The sequence below is a fragment of the Neobacillus citreus genome (assembly GCF_018343545.2).
GTDB lineage: Bacteria > Bacillota > Bacilli > Bacillales > Cytobacillaceae > Neobacillus > Neobacillus citreus.
This window is the reverse complement of sequence record NZ_JAGYPE020000003.1, coordinates 54,395-74,809: the sequence shown is the minus strand read 5'-3', so window position 1 is coordinate 74,809 and position 20,415 is coordinate 54,395. Positions and strand designations below refer to the sequence as shown.

The window sequence follows — 20,415 nt, the reverse complement described above, 5'->3', positions numbered from 1 at the left end:
AAGAATCGACCCTACGGATAAATCAATTCCCCCTGTTAAAATAACAAATGTCATCCCAAAAGCAATCAGAGCATTAATTGCGACTTGGCGCAATAAATTTAATATATTTAAAGGTTCTAGGAAACTTGGGTTTAGCACTGAAACAATCACAAATAAGATTATAAGTCCTAAAAGCGGCCCAAGCTTTTGTGTTACCTTATTCATAAATTTCCCCTTGCCGGCTTTAGCAGTTTCATTGATTGCGTTCATCTCATTGACCTCCCGTTGCCAATGTCATAATTTTTTCCTGGGTTGCTTCATCATTTTTTAATTCACCAGTAATTTTCCCCTCATGAACAACGAGGATCCGGTCACTCATTCCCAACACTTCCGGTAACTCTGATGAAACCATAATGATCGCTACCCCTCGGTCCGTCAGTTCATTCATTAGCTGATAGATTTCTCTTTTCGCCCCGACGTCTACCCCTCTTGTCGGTTCATCTAGGATGAGCACTTTCGGACTAATGCCAATCCACTTGGCGATCACAACTTTTTGTTGATTTCCCCCTGAAAGATTACCAACGGCAAGATCGCCAGATTCCGTTTTTACTGTCAGGCGCTTGATCAGCATATTAACAAAATCAGTTTCGCTAGTTTGGTTAATAATGCCCTTCGGTGCAAAGCTAGATAAAGACGGCAATACGATATTGTCCTTGATTGAAAAATCCAGAATCAATCCTTCATCTTTTCGGTCTTCTGTTATAAAACCAATTCCAGCCTTTACGGCCTGGTCAGGTTTTTTGATGACGATTTTCTCACCGTTCAGCCAAATCTCGCCGCTGTCAAATGGATCAAGTCCAAAGATGGCCCGCATAATTTCCGTTCTTCCAGCTCCCATTAATCCGGAAAAACCAACAAGTTCTCCGGAACGGACTGAAAAATTCACATCCTGGAATACTCCGCCTTTAGTTAATCCTTTTACTTCTAGTACCATTTCGCCCGGTTTGGAATCCCGTTTAGGGAATCGGTCCGTTAATTCCCGGCCTACCATTTTCTTTACTACCTCATCAAAGTTAGTATCGCAAATGGCCTTCGTATCCACCGTTTTCCCATCCCGCATGACCGTAATCCGGTCACATATGGCGAAAATTTCCTCCATCCGGTGTGAAATGTAAACAATTGATACCCCTTCTTTTTTCAATGAAGAAATGATTTCAAAAAGCTTGCTGATCTCTCTTTCAGTCAACGCTGCTGTCGGCTCGTCCATGATAATAACCTTGGCATCCGTCATCAACGCCTTAGCGATCTCAATCATCTGCTGTTCCCCTACAGAACAGCTGCCAGCCTCTTTATCTAGAGGAATCGTAACCATCAACCGGTCAAACTGTTTCTTGGCAAGAGCCTTCATTTCCTTCGTTCTAAGCAGTCCTAGCGGGCTCTTCAATTCTTTTCCGATAAATAAATTTTCTAATACCGTCATATCCGGCCAAATGTTTAATTCCTGATGTATAAACGTGATTCCATTTTGCTCGGCTTCTTTCGGGTTTTTAAAATAGGTTTCCTTTCCATCAATCATGATGATGCCTTCATCACGAGAATGAAGCCCTGTCAGGACATTCATCATCGTTGATTTGCCAGCCCCATTTTCACCCATTAAGGCGTGGACTTCTCCATCCAGCAGTTCAAAATTAACACCTGTTAACACTTGATTGGATCCAAAGGCTTTATGGATGTTCTGCATCGAAACTCGCATATTTTTCACCTCATTCTATTAAAAAAACACACCTGATTGTAAAATACAGTTTGCATATGGTGTAATTTCACCAGTGCGAATGACGGCCTTGGCCTTTTTCGTAAGCTGTTTAAAATCCTCATGTGTAACCCGTTCCATATCGATTTCGGCAAATTTGTTTGTTAAATATTGTTCTATTTGTGGATTTCCCGCTTCTATTTCAGAAGCAACAATACACTTTTCAATGACCATATCATCTGCAACTGCGTCCAACACTTCTTTAAAGGAAGGCGTGCCCGGTTTAAGTGCTAAATCAATTCTAGTAACATTTTCTGGAATCGGTAATCCTGCATCAGCGATGACAATATAATCGGTATGACCAAGGTCAGTTAATACTTTGGTAATATGGCTGTTTAAAATTCCATGGCGTTTCATTTACATACGCTCCTCTACTTCTTCACGTGTTGGCATCCCGCCCTGTGCACCAAACTTTGTAACCGATAGGGAGGCGGCGCGATTGGCAAATCGAATACTTTCTTCAAAACCTTTTCCCTCAGCAAGGGCAACAGCAAAGGCGGCGTTAAAGGTATCGCCTGCACCTGTCGTATCAACGGCCTCAACAGGATACGAAGGAACAACTACCTCCTGTTTGCCATTATGGAAGCGGACACCGTTTTTTCCTTCGGTGATAAATACTTTGTTTGGATATTCTAGTAACGCATCATGCAAATCTTTATGATCAAAAAGGACTGATGCTTCATGCTCATTCGGTGTAATATAGGCTGCCTTTTCGATGACTTCCTTGCGAATTGGCCGTGCCGGCGCTGGGTTTAATAATAGTCGCACACCGAATTCATGGCATTTTTCGCTGACATATTCCACTGTTTCTTCAGGAATTTCCTGCTGAATCAGGACGATATCCGATTCGCGAATGATATCAAGTGCCTTTTCTACCAATTCAGGTGTTACATAATCATTGGCACCCTTCACTACAATGATGCTGTTATCACCTTCTGCAAGGGTAATATGAGCAGTTCCGCTCTCCACACCTGTAACCGGTTCCACATAAGTCGTAACCACTTGATTCTTTTTAAAATTTTCAAGGATAGCTTTTCCGAATGCATCGTCCCCGATACACCCTACCATATATACCTTCGCACCTAATCTGGCAGCGGCAACAGCCTGGTTGGCTCCTTTGCCGCCAGGAACCGTTTTAAACGATTCTCCCATAATCGTTTCACCTTTACTCGGTCTTTTGGGGGCGGTAACTACTAAATCCATCGATGAACTTCCGATTACCGTTATTTTAGCCATTGTCCTCAACCTTTCTAGTCGTTTGCCTGTCAATAAAGGTAACGGGCAATTGAATATTTTTTTGCTCAATGAGCTCATTATTAATAATTGCAATTAATAGTTTTGCTGCTTCTTTTCCCATATCATACGCCGGCTGCCGAATCGTCGACAACGGCGGGAACAGCAAGCTGCTAAGCGGGATATCATCATAGCCGATGATTTGCAGCTCATCTGGAATGGAAATGCCTCTTCTTAATGCCTCATGCAAAATAGCTGCAGCACCAAGGTCATTGCCGGCAATCACGCCATCTGTTTCAGGAAATTTATCAAATAGTTCCTGCGCTGTTTTTTCAGCATCATCAAAAGTAAACGATGCAGTGGTCATAACATTAAAATTTACATTGGAATGGCAAAGCTCATCGATCGCCCCTTTAAATCGATCCTGGGCTGTCTTCAATTCCATAGGTCCTTTAAGCAGAGTAATCCGCTTACTCCCCCTTTTAACGATTTCTTGTGCCGCCATTTTTCCACCGGCCAATCCATCTGCATAAACAGAGGGATGTTGTCTGGAAGTCCGGTCAAGAAATACGACTGGGAAGCCAAGACTCTCATAGTAGCTTGTTTCAGTTTGATTGGTTGCTGAGATGAGACCGATTACATTATTTTGTTTAAATGTATGGATATAATCAAGTTCTTTTGCTGGGTTCTCATCCGCATTTCCAATGATCAACCGAAAACCGTGCTCCTGCATCGTGTCTTCAACCCCACGTGCTAACTCAGGAAAAAATGGATTTCGAATATCCGGAAGCAATAAACCAATTAACCTTGATTTTTTTTTATATAATGACCTTGCCACTTCATTAGGTTTGTAATTTAACTCCTGAATCGCTTTATTGATTAGTTTCCTAGTATCCTCATGAACATATCCTTTATCATTTAAAGCTCTGGAAACTGTTGCTACAGATACTCCAGCTTTTTTGGCAACATCTCGTATTGTAGCCATTTAGTTTCACCTCTTATGTGTAACCGATTACACATAAAGATTAACATATCATATTTTATAATGCAACAAGAATGATGTCGAAATACCCCGAATTTTTATTTTGCAAATTTATATTAAGGATATGATTAAAACCAAATAGTCCTATCATCATCACCGTTTTTTCTATACAACAAACTTGATTAGTGCAACTTGCGACCAAAACACTCTATATGGCAACAGGTCGCCGCGACCGTATTGTTGAACCCTTGCCCCCATTAGCATAAGTACATATCCTCCTATACTTTATGCTATAATTTGGAGGGAAAATAAAGACAGAGGTGACCATTCTTGGCAATTCATGTTGTATTATATCAACCAGAAATTCCGTCTAATACGGCAAATATAGCACGTACTTGTGCCGCAACGGATACAGCCCTGCATTTAATCCGGCCACTTGGTTTTTCAACAGATGAAAAAATGATAAAACAAGCAGGTTTAGATTTCTGGCAATCTGTAAACATAACGTACTATGACTCGTTGGATGACTTTTTTTCAAAAAATCAAGGTGAGTTTTACTATATTGAAACGTTTGGTGAAAAAGCACATTCATCCTTTGATTTCAGTGATGTTTCAAAGGAGCATTATTTTATGTTTGGAAAAGAAACAACGGGTTTACCAAAAGATTTACTAAGAACAAATAAAGATCACTTTTTGAGAATACCAATGAATGATCATGTTCGTTCACTGAACCTTTCGAATACAGCTGCGATATTGGTGTATGAGGCTTTGCGCCAACAGGGATTTCCCAAGTTAAAATAAAATCTTCCGTCTTGGAAGATTTTTTAAAAAAACTATAAGATTAAAAGAGGTTCGGATATGGCAAGATACAAAATCGGCTATCGCACGTTAAAGACAGCCATTGGCACGGCAGCAGCGATCATCATTGCTCAATTTTTCGGCTTGAATTTTTATGCTTCTGCCGGCATCATTACAATTTTATGTATACAAAGCTCTAAGAAAAAATCTCTCAAAACTGCGTATGCCCGTTTTGTTGCTTGTATTCTCGGCATCGGCTTTTCCTTTATATTCTTTGAAGGGATCGCCTACCATCCTCTGGTCATTGGATTATTACTACTGCTCTTCATACCGGTTACTGTTCTTTTCAAGGTCTCGGAAGGTGTGGTAACGAGTTCTGTCATCATTCTCCATATCTACTCAGGGCACCAAATAACGGCGGGAATCGTTCTAAACGAGGTCTCTCTTATTGTGATTGGAATTGGAACTGCCCTTCTGGTCAACTTGTATATGCCCAGTCTAGATTCTAAGCTAAAGCAGTATCAAGTAGAAATTGAGAAAAACTTCCGCAAAATCTTTGAGGAAATGGTTTCCTATTTACGGACAAATGAAAGCCGTTGGATGGGGAATGAAATTACGGAGACGGCCGGCTTGCTGGAAGAAGCTAAAAGTTTGGCGTTTAGAAATGTAGAGAATCATTTTTTACGTTCAGAAAATTACTTTTATCATTATTTTCAAATACGTGAAAAACAATTTGAAATCATTGAGCGGGTTTTACCCATCGTGACATCCATTGAGCCATTAGTCAAACAAAGATATATGATTGCAGATTTTCTTGAAGTAGTAAGCAGTTCCATTCATCCAGGGAACACGGCACAGCAGTTGTTAATGCGTTTATATGAGTTACAAGACCAATTTAAGAATGAACCTCTCCCGGAAACCAGGGAGGAATTTGAGGCCAGAGCTCAATTATTTCAATTGATAAAAGAGATGGAACAGTATCTACTGATAAAGAAAGCTTTAAAAGTGGAATCGAAAGGAATTTCCAATCCTTCTTTTTGATTCCGAAAGTGCCAATGCTAGTTCCTTTTGGTGAAATTTACGAGGAACGCAAGTGATTTCACTTGCGTTTTTTGATGTAAAATTATTACCTGAATCCTTGTACCTGAATTTCTAGTCAATAGATAATATTATTATCCTTTTTTACTTGATATTCCACTTGAACGCTTTTAATAACCCCTTGTTTGTCGATAATCATTTCGAAAGTTAATTTCTTTTTTTGATATTGATATGATAGCCTGATAGGGTCACTATCTATTAATTTAAATCCCATTTCCTCTAAAAGGTTTTGAGCTTTAGTTATATTTTGATTTGGTTTAATCCCTAATATGTCATATTTTGGATTTGTGATTTTGATATCTTTTACATATTGTTTGGTCTCTGAAAGCCGAGCAAATATACCCAAATTCTTATAGTACATATTAGGTCCACATCCCATACAATAAGAGACTTCACTATCCTCTTCTCCAAATAACTCAATAACTTCCTTTTCTTTCATAAATAATTCTAATCCGTTTACATTTATCTTATTTGCCAGATAAAGATAATCATATTGCTTTCCAACAACTCCAGCAATAACCACAACTAATAAAAAAAAAGCGACCATATAAATTTTCTTCCTCAATTCCCCACCCCCATTACCGAAAAATCCCACCTATTTTCACTTTAAATTTTAAGACGTTATAAAGGACAAAAAGTTACTCTGACTACAATAATAAACACTGTTGTCTTTATCTTTATAAGCTGAAAATATGCAAGAAGTGAATATAGACTTGCATATTTTCGGCGCAATTGATCGTCAAAAACTTGTAGAACAGCCTAAATAGATGTCTGATTATAGTAATTATCAACCATTAATCAGATAGTAAGTTGCTATTTTTGTAAAGGCTAACATATCTGAATCATTTTAATAAACTTTCTATTCAACAAAAGACAAAATTTAGAATAAAATATGTTATTATTTGACAAGGTTATATTATGCATTTTTTACAATAATGAGGGGGAAACAGTGGTAGGTAATTTGGATAAATGGTTTGTTAATTATATTTTTTATCGTTATGGTTTTTTTGGATTTTTATCATTAAGCATTATAATCTGCCTTGTTTTTCCTCAAAATGATAATTTTTTTGTGTTTTATAATATTACTGTAATTTTTTTAGGTATTGGTTTCTATAATAGACCAATATTTTTAGTTTTTTTTACGGGATTGGTGAGTTTTTGCAGGTTTTATTTTGTTCCGCGGCAAGAAGAAAGCTTATTTTTCATTTATTTAGTAAGTTATCTTTTCATAACTTTTATTTCATCGGCTATGATGTTGTATGTTCAAAGAGTTAAAAAAAAGAGCTTAGATTTAACCACCTCCCTTGCGAAAGCCTTGGATTCAAGAGATGCATATACCTTTGATCATTCTGAAAATGTAGCGGAATACTCTGTGCGAATCGCTGAAAAGATGAATCTATCTAAGGACTTATGTAATCACATTCGCACAGGAGGACTATTACACGATATTGGGAAGATTGGCATCCCTGAAAACATCTTGACGAAGCATGATAAATTAACAACGGATGAATATAACATTATTAAGCAGCACCCGAAAATTGGATATGAAATACTAAAACATGTTGACCGGTTTAAGGAAGATGGTATTTTAGACATTGTTTTATATCATCATGAAAGATATGACGGTAAGGGCTATCCAGCAGGATTAAAGGGCAGTGAAATTCCACTGGGTGCTCGAATCGTTGCTGTTGCTGATACATTTGATGCCATGACTTCCAGGCGCGTATATAGAGATGAATTAGATTTGGAACACACCCTTAATGTAATTCGTCAAAATAAAGGGACGCAATTCGATCCCGATGTTGCCGATGCGTTTCTAAGCCTATATAAGAATCAAGATTCTAATTCAAAGAGTAATCTTATACCAAAAATAAATCCAGTAGAATCAAAGTAAAGAGTGGGTTGAATAATTACATTGTCAACTAACGAAATATAAGAATAACCGGGCGAAAATGCCCGGTCCTTTTTGTTTAGAAATATACTTGCTTTTTTCTTTCCTTTTTTCGAGGATTCGTTTCACTAAGGAAGATTTATTTGCCACGAAACGCCGAAACGGTCATTTACCCAACCAAACTTTTTACTGAACCCATAATTGTTTAAAGGCATAAGTGCTTGTCCACCTTCATGGAGTTTCTCATAAAGAAAATCAAGTTCTTCTTCAGTATTACAAGTAAGAAAGATTGAGAAAGAAGGTGTAAAAGAGAATTGATGTTTGACAAAACTGTCAATACACATAAATTCTTGGCCTTTCAAGGTAAAAGTAGCCTGCATGACGGTGCCTTCTGGACCAGCTGCATTAGCCCCGTATCTAACAATGCTTGTAATTTGAGAATCCTCAATGATAGATGTATAAAAATTCATCGCTTCTTCTGCGTTGCCTTCTTGAAACATTAAAAACGGTGTTACCTTTTCCATTTTTATCCACCTCCTAATTATATGTACTAGATTTTATTATAGTTGATTTTATTATTGAACTAAAGCATCGAGATCGGTTTAATAGCAAGTCAAAAACAATATTTAATGAGGACAGTTTTATTTTTTTAAAAAATAAAACCGTCCTCGTTAAAAACCATTTTTTGTTGTCGTCCCTATTTAATAAATTCCTTTACGGCTTCGATTACTTCATTTGTAGTTCTCATTTGCAAGGCTTTTTCTGCTAAGTTTTTCATTTCTGCTTTAGAAAGACGAAGAATTTGGGAACGTGCTTTCAGGATCGATGTTGCACTCATGGAGAACTCATCGAGTCCAAGGCCTAAGAGATGTGGAATGGCTGTTTCGTCCCCTGCCATTTCACCGCACATACCTGCCCATTTACCTTCAGCATGAGCAGCATCGATAACCATTTTAACCAATCTTAAGATGGACGGACTGTAAGGTTGATAGAGATAGGAAACACGTTGGTTCATACGATCAGCAGCCATTGTATATTGAATTAAATCATTTGTACCAATGCTGAAAAAATCCACTTCCTTAGCAAACTGATCAGCCAAAACAGCAGTAGATGGAATTTCTACCATGATGCCAATCTCGATTTTTTCCGCTACCTGCTGGCCTTCAGCCAAAAGCTTTTGCTTCTCTTCTTCTAGAAGTGCCTTTGCCGAACGGAACTCATCAAGTGTAGCAATCATCGGAAACATGATTTTTAAATTTCCATAAATGCTTGCTCGAAGCAAGGCTCGAAGCTGTGTTCGGAACATATCCTGCATTTCTAAGCATAAGCGAATCGCCCTAAATCCAAGGAACGGATTCATTTCTTTTGGCAGTTCTAAATACGGCAGTTCTTTATCGCCGCCGATATCAAGGGTGCGAATCACGACAGGCTTTCCTTCCATTCCCTCTAATACAGTTTTAAACGCAGCAAATTGCTCCTCTTCTGTTGGAAGCTGAGTGCGACCCATATATAAAAACTCCGTTCGGTATAAGCCGACGCCTTCGCCTCCATTTTCGAGAACTCCGGTAAGATCCTCAGGTTTTCCGATATTGGCAGCGAGTTCAACATGCTCGCCATCTTTTGTGATGGTCGACTCGTTGACCAGCTTGGCCCACTCTGCCTTTTGTGCTTCGTAAGCGGCCTTTTTCCCGTTATATTCTTTGATGACCTCTTCAGTTGGATTGACAATTACCTTTCCATCTAATCCATCAAGAATAACAACATCGCCATTTTTAATGTCTTCCATGACCGTTTTGGTTCCAACAACAGCTGGAATTTCCATGGATCGAGCCATTATAGCCGAATGAGAAGTGCGTCCGCCGATATTGGTTGTAAAACCTTTAACAAACTGACGATTTAATTGAGCAGTATCAGAAGGTGTTAAATCCTCTGCAATCATAATCACTTCTTCAGAAATCAAACTTGGGTTAGGGATTGTTACCCCTAAAAGATAGGACAATATCCGCTTAGCCACGTCGCGAATGTCGGCAGCCCGTTCCTTCATATATTCGTTATCTAATGCTTCAAACATCGACACAAACATGTTGACAACTTCTTGTAATGCATACTCTGCATTAACGTGTTCATTTTGTATTTTATCTTTCACTTGATTAATAAGTTCCGGGTCATTAAGAACAAGCAAGTGGGCTTCAAAAATTTCAGCCTTATCGTCGCCGAGATTCAAAGAGGTATGCTCTTTGATTTTCTCAAGGTCACCCTTAGACTTCTCAAGCGCCTGTTCAAAGCGAGTTATTTCGAGATTAAAATCTGTTACCGAATTTTTCTCAACTTTCAAGTCTGGATTTTCTAAGCGGAAGGCTTTTGCAATCGCAATCCCGCTTGATGCCGCAATACCTGAAATCTCTTTTGTTAATACTTCTTCCGTTATCATTATACGAGACCTCCACTTTTTAGAGTATCTTCTAATAAACTAAGTGCTTCATTTTCATCAGAACCTTCAGCCGATACCTTGATTGTTGCACCTTTTGGAATACCTAAAGACATAACACCCATAATTGATTTTAGGTTTACTGATTTGCCGTTGTATTCTAATGTAATCTCAGCATTAAATTGGCTTGCTGCTGATACTAGTATTGTTGCTGGGCGTGCATGAATCCCTGTTTCATCTATAATTGTGAACGTTTTGCTTACCATAATAAAATCAAGCTCCTCTAGTTTTAAATTCCTCTTTAGCTTATTTCCTAGGAACGACTGTTCAGTCAATTGTGGAGTTTTGGCTAAAGAATGATGTGATGTCGTCAATCGACTCTAATTCTTTTAACATTTCAAGGTTTTTCGTTTCATTGAGCAGTTCTGTCAATTGCGACAGCGCTTTAAGATGGGTCGTATTATCAGTTGCTGCAATGCAAAACAGCAATCGAACCGAATAATCATTGTTGTTTAAAAAGTAAACTGGCTTTTTAAGCTTTAAAAAACTCATCCCAATCCGATTAACTCCCTTTTCCGGACGGGCATGCGGGATTGCTACCTCCGGACCAATGACGACATATGGACCTAATGTATCAATATTTTCAATCATCGCATCAACATAGGATGTTTCAATTGTCCCGTTTATCAGAAGAGGATTTGCCGCTGCTTTTATTGCCTCTTTCCAACCAAAAACCTCTTCCATTATCTGGATGGTTTCAGCTTGCAATAAATCTTCTAATAATGGCTGTTTCCCTTTATAAACATTTTCTTTTTTATAAAATATGAAGCGACTTAATTCCTTTTTTAAGCCTTCTTCATCGTAAATTGTAGTGAACTTTCCAATGGTTTGAATTAGTTCTTTCAAGGAAATATCGTGATATTGAGTGCCAAACAGCAGGTGATAAACTTCCTTGACTAAATTATGCTTCTCATTTGGTGTCATAATTGGCTTCACATAAAAACAAGGTAGTTTTGTCTCTAGCTTTACTGTCGAAAAAACTAAATCATAATGGTCAAATTGTCCTTCCTGAAATTCTCGCAATGATAAGGTTTTTTCAACTACAATCTCTGAGAAAAGTGATTCCAGCTGGTGTTTCACCATTAATGACGAACTAATCCCGCTTGGACAAACCACGATGGCTTTCTTCTTTTCCGGCATCTCCTGTTTTGGTCTTTCTAACAAAGCTCCAAAGTGGATTGTGATAAACCCTATTTCCTCCTCAGGTATGGTGATTTTCAATAATGTTCCAATCGGATGCAGTATTTCCTTTACAAGCATGTATAGCTCTTTATGCACATTCTTAATTTGATGAAGCAGTGGATTCTCAACGGGAATCCGATACTTCATACGAAAAAAGGCAGGCTTAAAATGCTGGTATAACGTATGGACCACTTCATCCTTTTTTTCAAAAACTATGCAGGCCTTGGTCTCAAAATCAAAGACAAGCTGTTCGCAAAGTTTAAATAATAAATCCTGTTCACGCTTGGGTGGAGAACTTTTCCTAAAAGATAAACCAAGAAATTGGACCGTTAAGAAACATAACTCTGATTCCTCATTCTCGAGATGGAGAAGTTGACTTAACGTTAAAGCCACTTTATGCATCGGATCTTTTTTTAATAGAGCAACTTCATCCACGTGAAATTGGACAAACTTTTTTTTCTGCAGCCGGTAATAATAAAAAATCAAAAAATTGGCTAATTGATGTAAACGTTCTTCTACAAAATTAAGAGAAAACTGCTTTTCAATTTGTTTAAGAATGGTTAAAACTTCTCGAAAACCAATTTTTTTAGTTTCTTCCTTTAATAGATAATCCAACAGTTCTTCAAAGTAAGGGACCTGGATCAGGCGGGATATGTAGTGCATGGCAAGAGCTCTTTTATCGAACTCTGTTCCAACCAGATGATAGCCATGCTTTCGCGAATAGCGGATTTCCACCAAGAAAGAGCCATTTATTTTATTTGCCTTTTTTATATCTGAAATCACCGTGTTCTTACTGACTTGTAAAAGCTGCGTTAAATGAAAGGATGAAATGGTATCATTTCGCATAAATACATAAAGGTAGATAACCGCCAAGCGTTCTTCTTCGGAAAAAACAAAATTCCGCTCATGATGATTTATTTCCTGATCGCGAAAATATTCCAATACAGCATCAGGCACTACAATATAATGAATACCTTTGAATTGGATGATGGGGAGGTCTTTCTCCTTTAGCCATTGATTCACTTTATCCAAATCATAGGATATTTGACGTTTCGTTAATTGCGTTGCATCCATAATCTGAGTCATGTTGACACTCTTCACTTTTAAAAGATAATCCAATAAAAGCGACGGACGTTTATCAATCATCATTGGCTTGCCCTCCTATTAACATCATAATATCAACCGCTTTCATTTGGATTACCGATTGGGAACAAATGATGTACGGATCAACTTACAAAATTGCGCTGAACTTCAATTAAGACAAATACTTATTTTAATATAGACGATTCAAACAATAATATGAACTGCAGCAAAAGAGGCACACCGTTGTCGGCATGCCCCTTATATGGTGCTAGCAATACTAGTTATTCATTATTTTTTTAATTTCTCTTGCCCGTTTTTTAAATCCAGGACATCTAATTGCAAATTCTTTTGGCCAACTTCTAAATTCTCCAGGCGGCCATTAATTTTTTGTAATTCATTGAGGATTAGTTTAAAGTTCTGTTCCATTTTAACTCCCCCAGTTAATTTGTTAATTCACTGCCACCCCAAAAACCGAACATACTTTCTTGTGTTTATTATAACAAAAAAGTAGAATTTCTGTCATGTGGAAATAAACATCAATAGCCGATAGTCAGTAAAACTAAGTGCCAGGAACTTGGAATGCTTCTTTAGCATAGCTGGACACACATGCCCGGCTTTTTCGATTCCTCATGAGTTTTTTCGCAAACAACTTCATCCCAAAAATCCCAATATAACAATTTTGGATTTTCCGTTTTTTGTTCATCGGCATATGATAAAGTAACGATTATTTAAAAAGGACAGGAGGAGTTGGAATGGATGAAGAGAGCAAGGAGAAAAAAAGTAAATCCCTCTGGCGACCGTTATTGGCAGCACCGCTTTTATTTTTTCTCCCCCCTCTTAGCATCGGCTTGTATCTAACCCACCCCTTCCCTGCAAAAACTACGAAAAGCCCGAAGGATTACGGAATGGTTTTCGAGGAAATCGAATTTCACAGCAGAAAAGATCAAGTTAAGCTGGCTGGCTGGTGGATTCCTTCAGCTTCAAAGCAAAGCAAAAAAACAGTCATTACTGCACACGGTTATATGAATGAACGTTCCATGGAAGGGATTGGGGGACTCAAGCTTGCTAGAGTTCTTTCGGAACAAGGATATAATGTGTTAATGTTTGATTTTCGAAATGCCGGTAAATCGAAAGGAAGAACTAACGGGGTTAGGATTCTTTGAAAATCACGATTTATATGCAGCCATTGATTATGCCATTCAGAAAAAAAATCAGAAACACATTGCTCTTCTTGGCTGGAGTATGGGTGCTTCCACTGCACTTATTGCCGGATGCGAACATCCTGCAGTGTCTGCCATTATTGCCGATAAGTATACCATTTTAAAACAAAAATCGGAACATTTGGTTTTATTTAGTGAAAACCAGGGTTATAAGTTACTTTATATTTATTAAAGGCTGTGGAACCACTAACATTGGATGTTCCCTTTTGCTTCTATGCTACCGATCCGATGACTTTATCATGCAATCGGTCGTATATAAAGGTTATATGTTACCGAACCAGCATTTTTATCAAGCGTTCAGTCGCATATAAAGGCTATTTGGAATGAACTCCATTCTTTTTACGCCCTTGCGCAGGCTTTCTCATTCGCAGAATCTCTAAAAACCCGTCGGCAAATTAGTTGCCGGCGGGTTTCCCCTTAAATCCTTTCAATTCACAACAATCTTAATGTGAGTAAAGCGGTAATTCTCCTCTTGTTCCATGAATTTCTTCGCGTCTTTTCTTAGTTGCTTTCGAATCTACTTTTCTGCCTATAATAACTACACCGTAATCCCGATAAGCTGTTTCTCTCGACACAATTCCATCAAGAACATCCTCTAGAACTTGCTCCTCGGGGCGCTCTAATGGGTCCCCATAGCCGCCTGATGACGGAACTAAAATCAAGACAGATTCCCCTGCTCCAAAACGGTAACCATTTAGTTTGGACGTTAGAAATTCCGGGTTTTCACTGTCAGGATTTTTAATTAAGTTTGCCGGTGTCCCTGGCAGCCCGCCTTTATATCCCCACGGACGAACTGTGTGCTTATCCCCTTCCATCGTCATAAAACCGTCAGTTATAAATCTATTCCACCGGACAATGCCGAGTCCTCCGCGGTAACGACCCGCACCGCCTGTATCCTCCCGTAATTCATATTGTTCACATACCATTGGGATATGCATATCAAGATCTTCAATGGGGTTATTCATTGTATTCCATGAACTGAAGTCTACGGCATCTAGTCCATCTTTTCCAGGACGTCCTCCATAGGAACCTTCATTCACTTCAATGTACACCCAATATTCATTGTTTTCATCCAACCCAGCATAAGAAGCAAATTGGATATTGGCAGAGCTGCCCGCACAGGTTTGTTTTGGTGCTACCGGAGCAAGCGCCTTAATGATTAAGTCTGCTACCGTATTTACCTGATTTGCACGGCTGAATGTTGCTGCTGGTTTAATCGGATTAAAGATACATCCTTTTCGTGCTTTAATGGTGATTGGACGGAATGCTCCTTCATTTACCGGCACATCGTCGATCACATCCGTATCCATAAAGATGGAGCGCAATACACTATGAGTACTTACGCATAAAGCACCAGAGTATGCTGAGTTAAACGCCGTGGAGACTTGATCGCTGGACTTGGAAACATCTACTTCTAGCTCTTCTCCCTTAATGGTTACCTGTACGTGAACTGGCAGACGCTTATCCAAATGCCGGCCGTCATCATCCAGCCATGATTCTGCCTCGTAAACGCCATCAGGGATTTTGGCAATCTGACTCCTCATAATGCGTTCTGTATAGTTCATCAATTCCTCATTCGCCAAAAGGACTGTCTCTTTACCGTATTTGTCCATCAATTCAATATAACGGCGAGCCCCTAAGCGGCAGGCAGCAACCTGCGCTTCCAAATCCCCAATTACCTGGAAGGGGGTGCGGACATTCTGACGAATGACTTCAAATAATGTTTCATTTCGAACTCCTTTGTCATATAGCTTAACCCCATTTAAAATTAAACCTTCTGCAAAAACATCGGGAACATCCACCATTAGACCAGGCTGAGCACCGCCCATATCTAAGTGGTGTGCGGTTGCCCCCGAATAACCGACAAGCTCCCCTTGGTAGAAAATAGGCTGGCACAAGGCAACATCCGGAGAATGGGATGCGCCCGCATATGGATCGTTATTCCAAATAATATCTCCGGGATGCTGATTATCGCCAATTACTGCCTGAAATCCACGGATATATCCAGGTAAACAACCTAGCTGCATGGGTGTGGAATCTGCCTCAGCCAACGTATTGCCGGCAGCATCGAAGATCCCTGCGCCAAGATCTTCCGACTCACGAATCAGGGATGAATATGCCATCCGGTACATGACGTGTGCCATCTCCTTGGCAATCGTTTTTAAAGCCCCTCCAATGACTTGCACGGTTACAGGATCAATTTTAGTTTTCGTCAGACTATTATTTGGTGTAGATAACATCTTAAACCCCCACTTTCGCAAATAGTTTTTCAACCAATTTCGCTGGACCGCCTTCAATTACCTTATGGGCTACAAATAATGTTCCGTTTTCGGATACAGCAGCCTGCCATTTTGGCGGTACCGTGGTCGTTGAGTCACGCTGCACGATAATCGCAGGGCCCTCGACTACGTCATTAGCCAATAATTTGCTCCGATCATATCGCGGCGTTGAAACCTTTCTGATTTCACCATCTACTTCAAAAATCGAATCGCGAACGTACATTAATGCCTCATTCGGATTGAGACGCTCACCGCTTGCAATCTTAGGCAGACGTAATGAAGGTGTTTTTCCTGTTGCAACTATACGAAGTGTAATTAATTCAACAATATTATTTGGGAAATGATGATCATATTCTTCCTCATGAGCAGCATGGAAATTTTGAACGATTTCCTTCATGGATTCCTGGGTAACAGGGCCATCCGGAATGGCTGCACGTAATTCAAACCCTTGACCTGCATAGCGGCATTCCGCAATCCGTTCAATTTCAATATTCTCAGGATCTACGCCATCCTGGATTAATTGGGCTTTTGCCGTATTGGTCAGTTCCTCTAGAGCCGCATTAATGGAATCGATCATTTCATCATCCGCTCTATCAAAACGGGTAATTAATGATTTAATATAGTCATATTTAATGTCACCAACCAATAAACCTGTTGCTGCTGTTATTCCAGGGTAGTTAGGGACAATAACCAAATTAGTACCGATTGTTTCTGCAAGATCGACAATATGAAGCGGGCCTGCACCACCGGCGCCAAATAATGCATATTCACGCGGGTCAATTCCTTTACTTACGGATTTAGCACGGATACACAGAGCCATATTATTATTGATGATTTTTAAAATACCTAGCGCAGCTTCCTCTACAGACATATTAAGCTGCGAAGCAATTTTTTCTTCAACGGCTTTATAGCTCAGCTCAGAATGCAATTTTAAATCCCCGCCAAGAAATTGCTCTGGGTCAAGCCTGCCAAGAACGACATTCGCATCTGTTACACATGGATTTTCTCCTCCCTGTCCATAACAAGCTGGACCAGGTGTGGAACCGGCACTTTTCGGACCGACTCTAAATGCTCCGCCGGCATCGATATGGGCAATGGAGCCTCCACCCGCACCGATTGTCTCAACGTCAATCATCGGAACAAGGACCGGATAGCCATTTACTTCACAATCCCTTGGGTTAATAATTTTCGGCGTATTATTTGGGATAACGGAAATATCTGCAGAGGTCCCGCCAATATCAACACTGATGATATTTTCAATGCCTTCCAATTCACCAAACCATGCGGTCGCCAATACAGCGCCGGACGGTCCGGATTTTAACAATGTAACTGGCTTATCCACTGCCATCTCGCTTGTTGCCATACCGCCTGAAGATTGCATAATATGCAGCTCGCCTTTCACTCCGGCATCATCAAGGGCATTGACAAGATGATCGATATAGTTATTAACCCTTGGTGCCACATAGGCATTCATGGCTGCCGTGCTAAATCTTTCGTATTCCCGCATTTGCGGAGCAATTTCACTGGATGTAAAACATAAAACCTCTGGCCACATTTCCTTGACAATTTCCTTCGCTCTATTTTCATGGGCATCGTTTAGGAAGGAAAATAGGAAGGAAACAACGACAACATCTACATTAGCTTCTTTCAGTTGGCTTACAGCCTGCCGTACTTCTTCCTCATTTAAAGGAACCTTAACTTTTCCATCTGGTGCTGCTAGTTTTTCTGTGATGGGGAGACGATTTCTGCGCAATACAAGGGGGTTGGCCTGCCAAGGAAGATCTTGTTGAATGGAGAAATTCTGTGCTTTTTTATGACGGGCAATGTGTAAAATATCACGATAATTTTTTGTTGTCAGCATTCCAACTACAGCGCCATTTCGCTCAATTGTAATGTTAGTGGCAACCGTAGTGCCATGGAGTACATAATCTACCTCTGAAACCGGTACTCCTGCTTTTTCACACAGTTCTTTAATTCCCCTGATAACCCCTTTGGACTGATCATCGAGTGTACTAGGTACTTTGTGGACATGGATTTCATTGTTAAGTTGGTCAACCAATATTAGGTCGGTGAATGTACCGCCTACATCTACACCAATTCGAATCATATTTCACGGCTCCTTTTCAAATAAATAGTTATTGTCATTTACCTCCTCCCCAATGAGGGAGAAAATCGTTTCACCTATTGTCGTTGAAAAAAATTGTAAATTCTTCGATGGTGTCAAAGGCTTTGTGGTAAAAAAAGCTTCATCACTCCCTTCAAGGGCAAAGTGGTTTCTTATCAGGAAAGGATTCCCCGAAATGCTCAGTGTTAGTAGACTGAATATTCTGATATGATTCTACAGAATCCTTCCTTTTCTTCAACCCTATTCAGCTATTATTCTGCGACTTCCTCTAGTTCGTCCATTATTTCTACTTCTCTTCGATCCACAAGGTCTTTTGACACAACTGGAGGATGTATGCGCATCAAGCCGATATACGAGACAAATGATATCGTGACCCCTAAAAACCAGGAAATCTCATATAAAGCTTTTAGTGATGGGACAAAGGCACCGATTAAAGCAATGACTCCGCTAACCAACGTTGCAGCAAATGCGCGGTAATTATATCCCTTATAATACCTGTACTCACCGTTTAACGTATAAATATCAGCAACCGACAGTTTACGTTTGCGAATAATATAGTAATCGGCAATCATAACCCCAGCTATTGGACCAAGTGCACCGCCAATCAAATTAAGCATGGTAAAAATTGTTTCTGCGTTTTCTATTAATTTCCACGGAACGGTGAATAATGCAGCCAGCATGGTGAGGTAAAAGCCCCGTTTAAAGGTAATATATTTTGGAAATAGGTTAGCTAAATCATAAGCTGGTGAAACTAAGTTTGCAATAACATTTACCGTTATTGTAGCAACTGCTAGAATAATAGCCGCAATCGCAATGACGATTGGACGATCAAACTGCTGCAGAAGGACAATGATATCCCCAATCGGCTTACCGAAGACGATGGTGGAAGCAGCTGTTGCCGTTACCGTAACAAACGTAAATATCGTAAAAGTGACCGGAAGTCCATATAATTGGCCTTTAATCTGATCTTTCTGTGATCTTGCAAATCTAGTGAAATCTGGGATGTTGAGAATTAGGGTGGACCAAATTCCAATAATCCCTGCTACCGCGGCAATAAATGGAAATAGTGCAGACCCAAAGGTTTCATATTTTCCCGGTTGAGAGAAAATTACCTTTAACCCTCTGGAGGAGTCAATCGCCCACCAAAGAATTCCGATTAATACAATATAAACAATTGGACCGGCATAAGCCTGAAATTTCTTAAGTGACTCCATCCCGCGTTTTAAAATAAGGAAGTGAATTCCCCAAAAGATCAGGAAGGATAACAAGCCAGGAAGGTTAATCCCGATAAATGACCAATCTCCACCAAGTTTAGCCCAGCCCGGCCAAAGAAGTGTAAATGCTATATTAAATGCGGCACTCCCTGAATAGGCTTGAATTCCTAACCATACGATCGCCACGATTCCTCGCAGCAAGGCTGGAACGTTTGCACCCAATACCCCAAAAGAGGTTCTTGCAAGAACGGGAAAGGGAATTCCATATTTTGACCCGGCATGCCCATTTAGAGCAAGGGCGCCGTAAAGTATGAGGGAAGCGAGCAAAACAATTCCAATGACTTGCAATGGTGAAAATCCAAGAACAACTAATCCTCCAATTGCCGCATATGTTGGGATGTTATTGATCACTCCCATCCACATTGAGGCAAAGTTCTGCGTTTTCCAAGTCCGTTCTTCCTTTGGGACCGGCAGTAAATCATCGTTACTAAGCGAATTGTTAACCTCTTCCACCTGTTTAGGCTCTATAATGGCCATTTACCAAACCCCTTTAAATTGGTTTTTTTGAATGAATTTACTATTTTTCGCTATTCCATATCCAACAAGAATAAGTATTGCCTTTCTACTTACATGTTCATCTCCTCTTTACCCTGTCATCTATGTTTTTATACCTAACATATTTTTTTGAACATTCGTCAAATCGAGTTAGGTTAACTTACATAGATTTTTTCGGATCATTTGAATCTTTTCATTTGACACTATTATCCGACTTATACATAGATTAGGAGATTTATGGAATTAGTTTTTTCATTCTGCTAATTGTTTAGGAGTTATAAATGAATGGAAGAATTGTTGTTAGCGTTTACAAAATACGGTCGTATATCACATTTCCATCCATCTGATGCGTAAATTTCTATAACAACAAATGGTGCAAAACCTGTTTCCTGGAATCCTAAATTCCATTTCTTCTTCATAAAGCTTTCTCAAATTACACAACCTATCTTTTTTTGCCAAAAAACATGTTCGCTAATTG

Annotated in this window: 18 protein-coding genes and 1 pseudogene; 5 read left to right on the top strand and 14 right to left on the bottom strand. The window is 39.5% G+C overall.

Translation table 11 applies throughout. The features are described 5' to 3' along the window. The 5 genes and pseudogenes from rbsC to KHB02_RS03000 form a co-directional block, all read right to left on the bottom strand. Positions 1-249: pseudogene (gene rbsC / locus KHB02_RS03020) on the bottom strand (ribose ABC transporter permease); the annotation flags it as partial. Position 250: 1 nt separating this feature from the next. Then, positions 251-1,732: a sugar ABC transporter ATP-binding protein gene (locus KHB02_RS03015; protein ID WP_213145922.1), complete on the bottom strand. Its 1,482-nt coding sequence runs from the start codon at positions 1,730-1,732 to the stop codon at positions 251-253. Positions 1,733-1,750: 18 nt separating this feature from the next. Then, entirely contained in the window at positions 1,751-2,146 is a 396-nt protein-coding gene (gene rbsD, locus KHB02_RS03010; protein WP_213145921.1) for a D-ribose pyranase, read from the bottom strand. Further along, positions 2,147-3,025 (bottom strand): ribokinase, encoded by an 879-nt coding sequence (gene rbsK / locus KHB02_RS03005; RefSeq protein ID WP_213145920.1) that lies wholly within the window; start codon positions 3,023-3,025, stop codon positions 2,147-2,149. After that, entirely contained in the window at positions 3,018-4,007 is a 990-nt protein-coding gene (locus tag KHB02_RS03000; protein WP_213145919.1) for a LacI family DNA-binding transcriptional regulator, read from the bottom strand. Before KHB02_RS03000 ends, rbsK begins: the two co-directional genes overlap by 8 nt. Positions 4,008-4,334: 327 nt before the next feature. Between KHB02_RS03000 and trmL the strand changes: the two genes are divergently transcribed. Together trmL and KHB02_RS02990 are read left to right on the top strand one after the other, a co-directional pair. Continuing rightward, complete coding sequence (gene trmL, locus KHB02_RS02995) at positions 4,335-4,805, top strand: tRNA (uridine(34)/cytosine(34)/5-carboxymethylaminomethyluridine(34)-2'-O)-methyltransferase TrmL (RefSeq protein ID WP_213145918.1); 471 nt, start codon at positions 4,335-4,337, stop codon at positions 4,803-4,805. A gap of 57 nt (positions 4,806-4,862) precedes the next feature. Beyond that, a complete protein-coding gene (locus KHB02_RS02990) occupies positions 4,863-5,843 on the top strand; it encodes an aromatic acid exporter family protein (protein ID WP_213145917.1) in 981 nt (326 codons plus the stop codon). A 115-nt stretch (positions 5,844-5,958) separates the two neighbouring features. Here the strand turns inward: KHB02_RS02990 and KHB02_RS02985 are convergent, their stop codons facing one another. Then, entirely contained in the window at positions 5,959-6,465 is a 507-nt protein-coding gene (locus KHB02_RS02985) for a hypothetical protein (protein WP_241113687.1), read from the bottom strand. Between the two features lie 384 nt (positions 6,466-6,849). On the opposite strand from KHB02_RS02985, the gene KHB02_RS02980 reads away from it, so the two are divergent. After that, positions 6,850-7,794, top strand: coding sequence for an HD-GYP domain-containing protein (locus tag KHB02_RS02980; protein ID WP_241113686.1), 945 nt, complete (start codon positions 6,850-6,852; stop codon positions 7,792-7,794). A gap of 125 nt (positions 7,795-7,919) precedes the next feature. Here the strand turns inward: KHB02_RS02980 and KHB02_RS02975 are convergent, their stop codons facing one another. The 5 genes from KHB02_RS02975 to KHB02_RS02955 form a co-directional block, all read right to left on the bottom strand. Beyond that, entirely contained in the window at positions 7,920-8,315 is a 396-nt protein-coding gene (locus tag KHB02_RS02975; protein WP_213145914.1) for a VOC family protein, read from the bottom strand. Between the two features lie 173 nt (positions 8,316-8,488). Beyond that, complete coding sequence (gene ptsP, locus KHB02_RS02970; protein WP_213145913.1) at positions 8,489-10,222, bottom strand: phosphoenolpyruvate--protein phosphotransferase; 1,734 nt, start codon at positions 10,220-10,222, stop codon at positions 8,489-8,491. Then, on the bottom strand, positions 10,222-10,485 hold the full coding sequence (locus KHB02_RS02965; protein ID WP_213145912.1) for a phosphocarrier protein HPr: 264 nt from the start codon (positions 10,483-10,485) through the stop codon (positions 10,222-10,224). Before KHB02_RS02965 ends, ptsP begins: the two co-directional genes overlap by 1 nt. 61 nt (positions 10,486-10,546) lie before the next feature. Continuing rightward, positions 10,547-12,610: a BglG family transcription antiterminator gene (locus KHB02_RS02960; RefSeq protein ID WP_213145911.1), complete on the bottom strand. Its 2,064-nt coding sequence runs from the start codon at positions 12,608-12,610 to the stop codon at positions 10,547-10,549. Between the two features lie 222 nt (positions 12,611-12,832). Beyond that, the gene (locus tag KHB02_RS02955) at positions 12,833-12,970 is read right to left on the bottom strand and encodes a hypothetical protein (RefSeq protein ID WP_213145910.1); all 138 of its coding nucleotides are present in this window, start codon (positions 12,968-12,970) and stop codon (positions 12,833-12,835) included. Between the two features lie 326 nt (positions 12,971-13,296). On the opposite strand from KHB02_RS02955, the gene KHB02_RS02950 reads away from it, so the two are divergent. Both KHB02_RS02950 and KHB02_RS02945 read left to right on the top strand, forming a co-directional pair. Then, positions 13,297-13,707 carry an alpha/beta hydrolase gene (locus KHB02_RS02950; protein ID WP_213145909.1) on the top strand — a complete coding sequence of 137 codons (411 nt, stop codon included), beginning with the start codon at positions 13,297-13,299 and terminating at the stop codon, positions 13,705-13,707. Next, entirely contained in the window at positions 13,661-13,936 is a 276-nt protein-coding gene (locus KHB02_RS02945) for an alpha/beta fold hydrolase (RefSeq protein WP_213145908.1), read from the top strand. Before KHB02_RS02950 ends, KHB02_RS02945 begins: the two co-directional genes overlap by 47 nt. Before the next feature lie 271 nt (positions 13,937-14,207). Here the strand turns inward: KHB02_RS02945 and KHB02_RS02940 are convergent, their stop codons facing one another. From KHB02_RS02940 to KHB02_RS02930, 3 genes are all read right to left on the bottom strand, one after another. Then, a complete protein-coding gene (locus KHB02_RS02940) occupies positions 14,208-16,004 on the bottom strand; it encodes a hydantoinase B/oxoprolinase family protein (protein ID WP_213145907.1) in 1,797 nt (598 codons plus the stop codon). A gap of 1 nt (position 16,005) precedes the next feature. Continuing rightward, entirely contained in the window at positions 16,006-18,150 is a 2,145-nt protein-coding gene (locus KHB02_RS02935) for a hydantoinase/oxoprolinase family protein (RefSeq protein ID WP_213145906.1), read from the bottom strand. Positions 18,151-18,419: 269 nt separating this feature from the next. Beyond that, positions 18,420-19,919: an NCS1 family nucleobase:cation symporter-1 gene (locus tag KHB02_RS02930; protein WP_213145905.1), complete on the bottom strand. Its 1,500-nt coding sequence runs from the start codon at positions 19,917-19,919 to the stop codon at positions 18,420-18,422. Between the last annotated feature and the right edge of the window lie 496 nt (positions 19,920-20,415).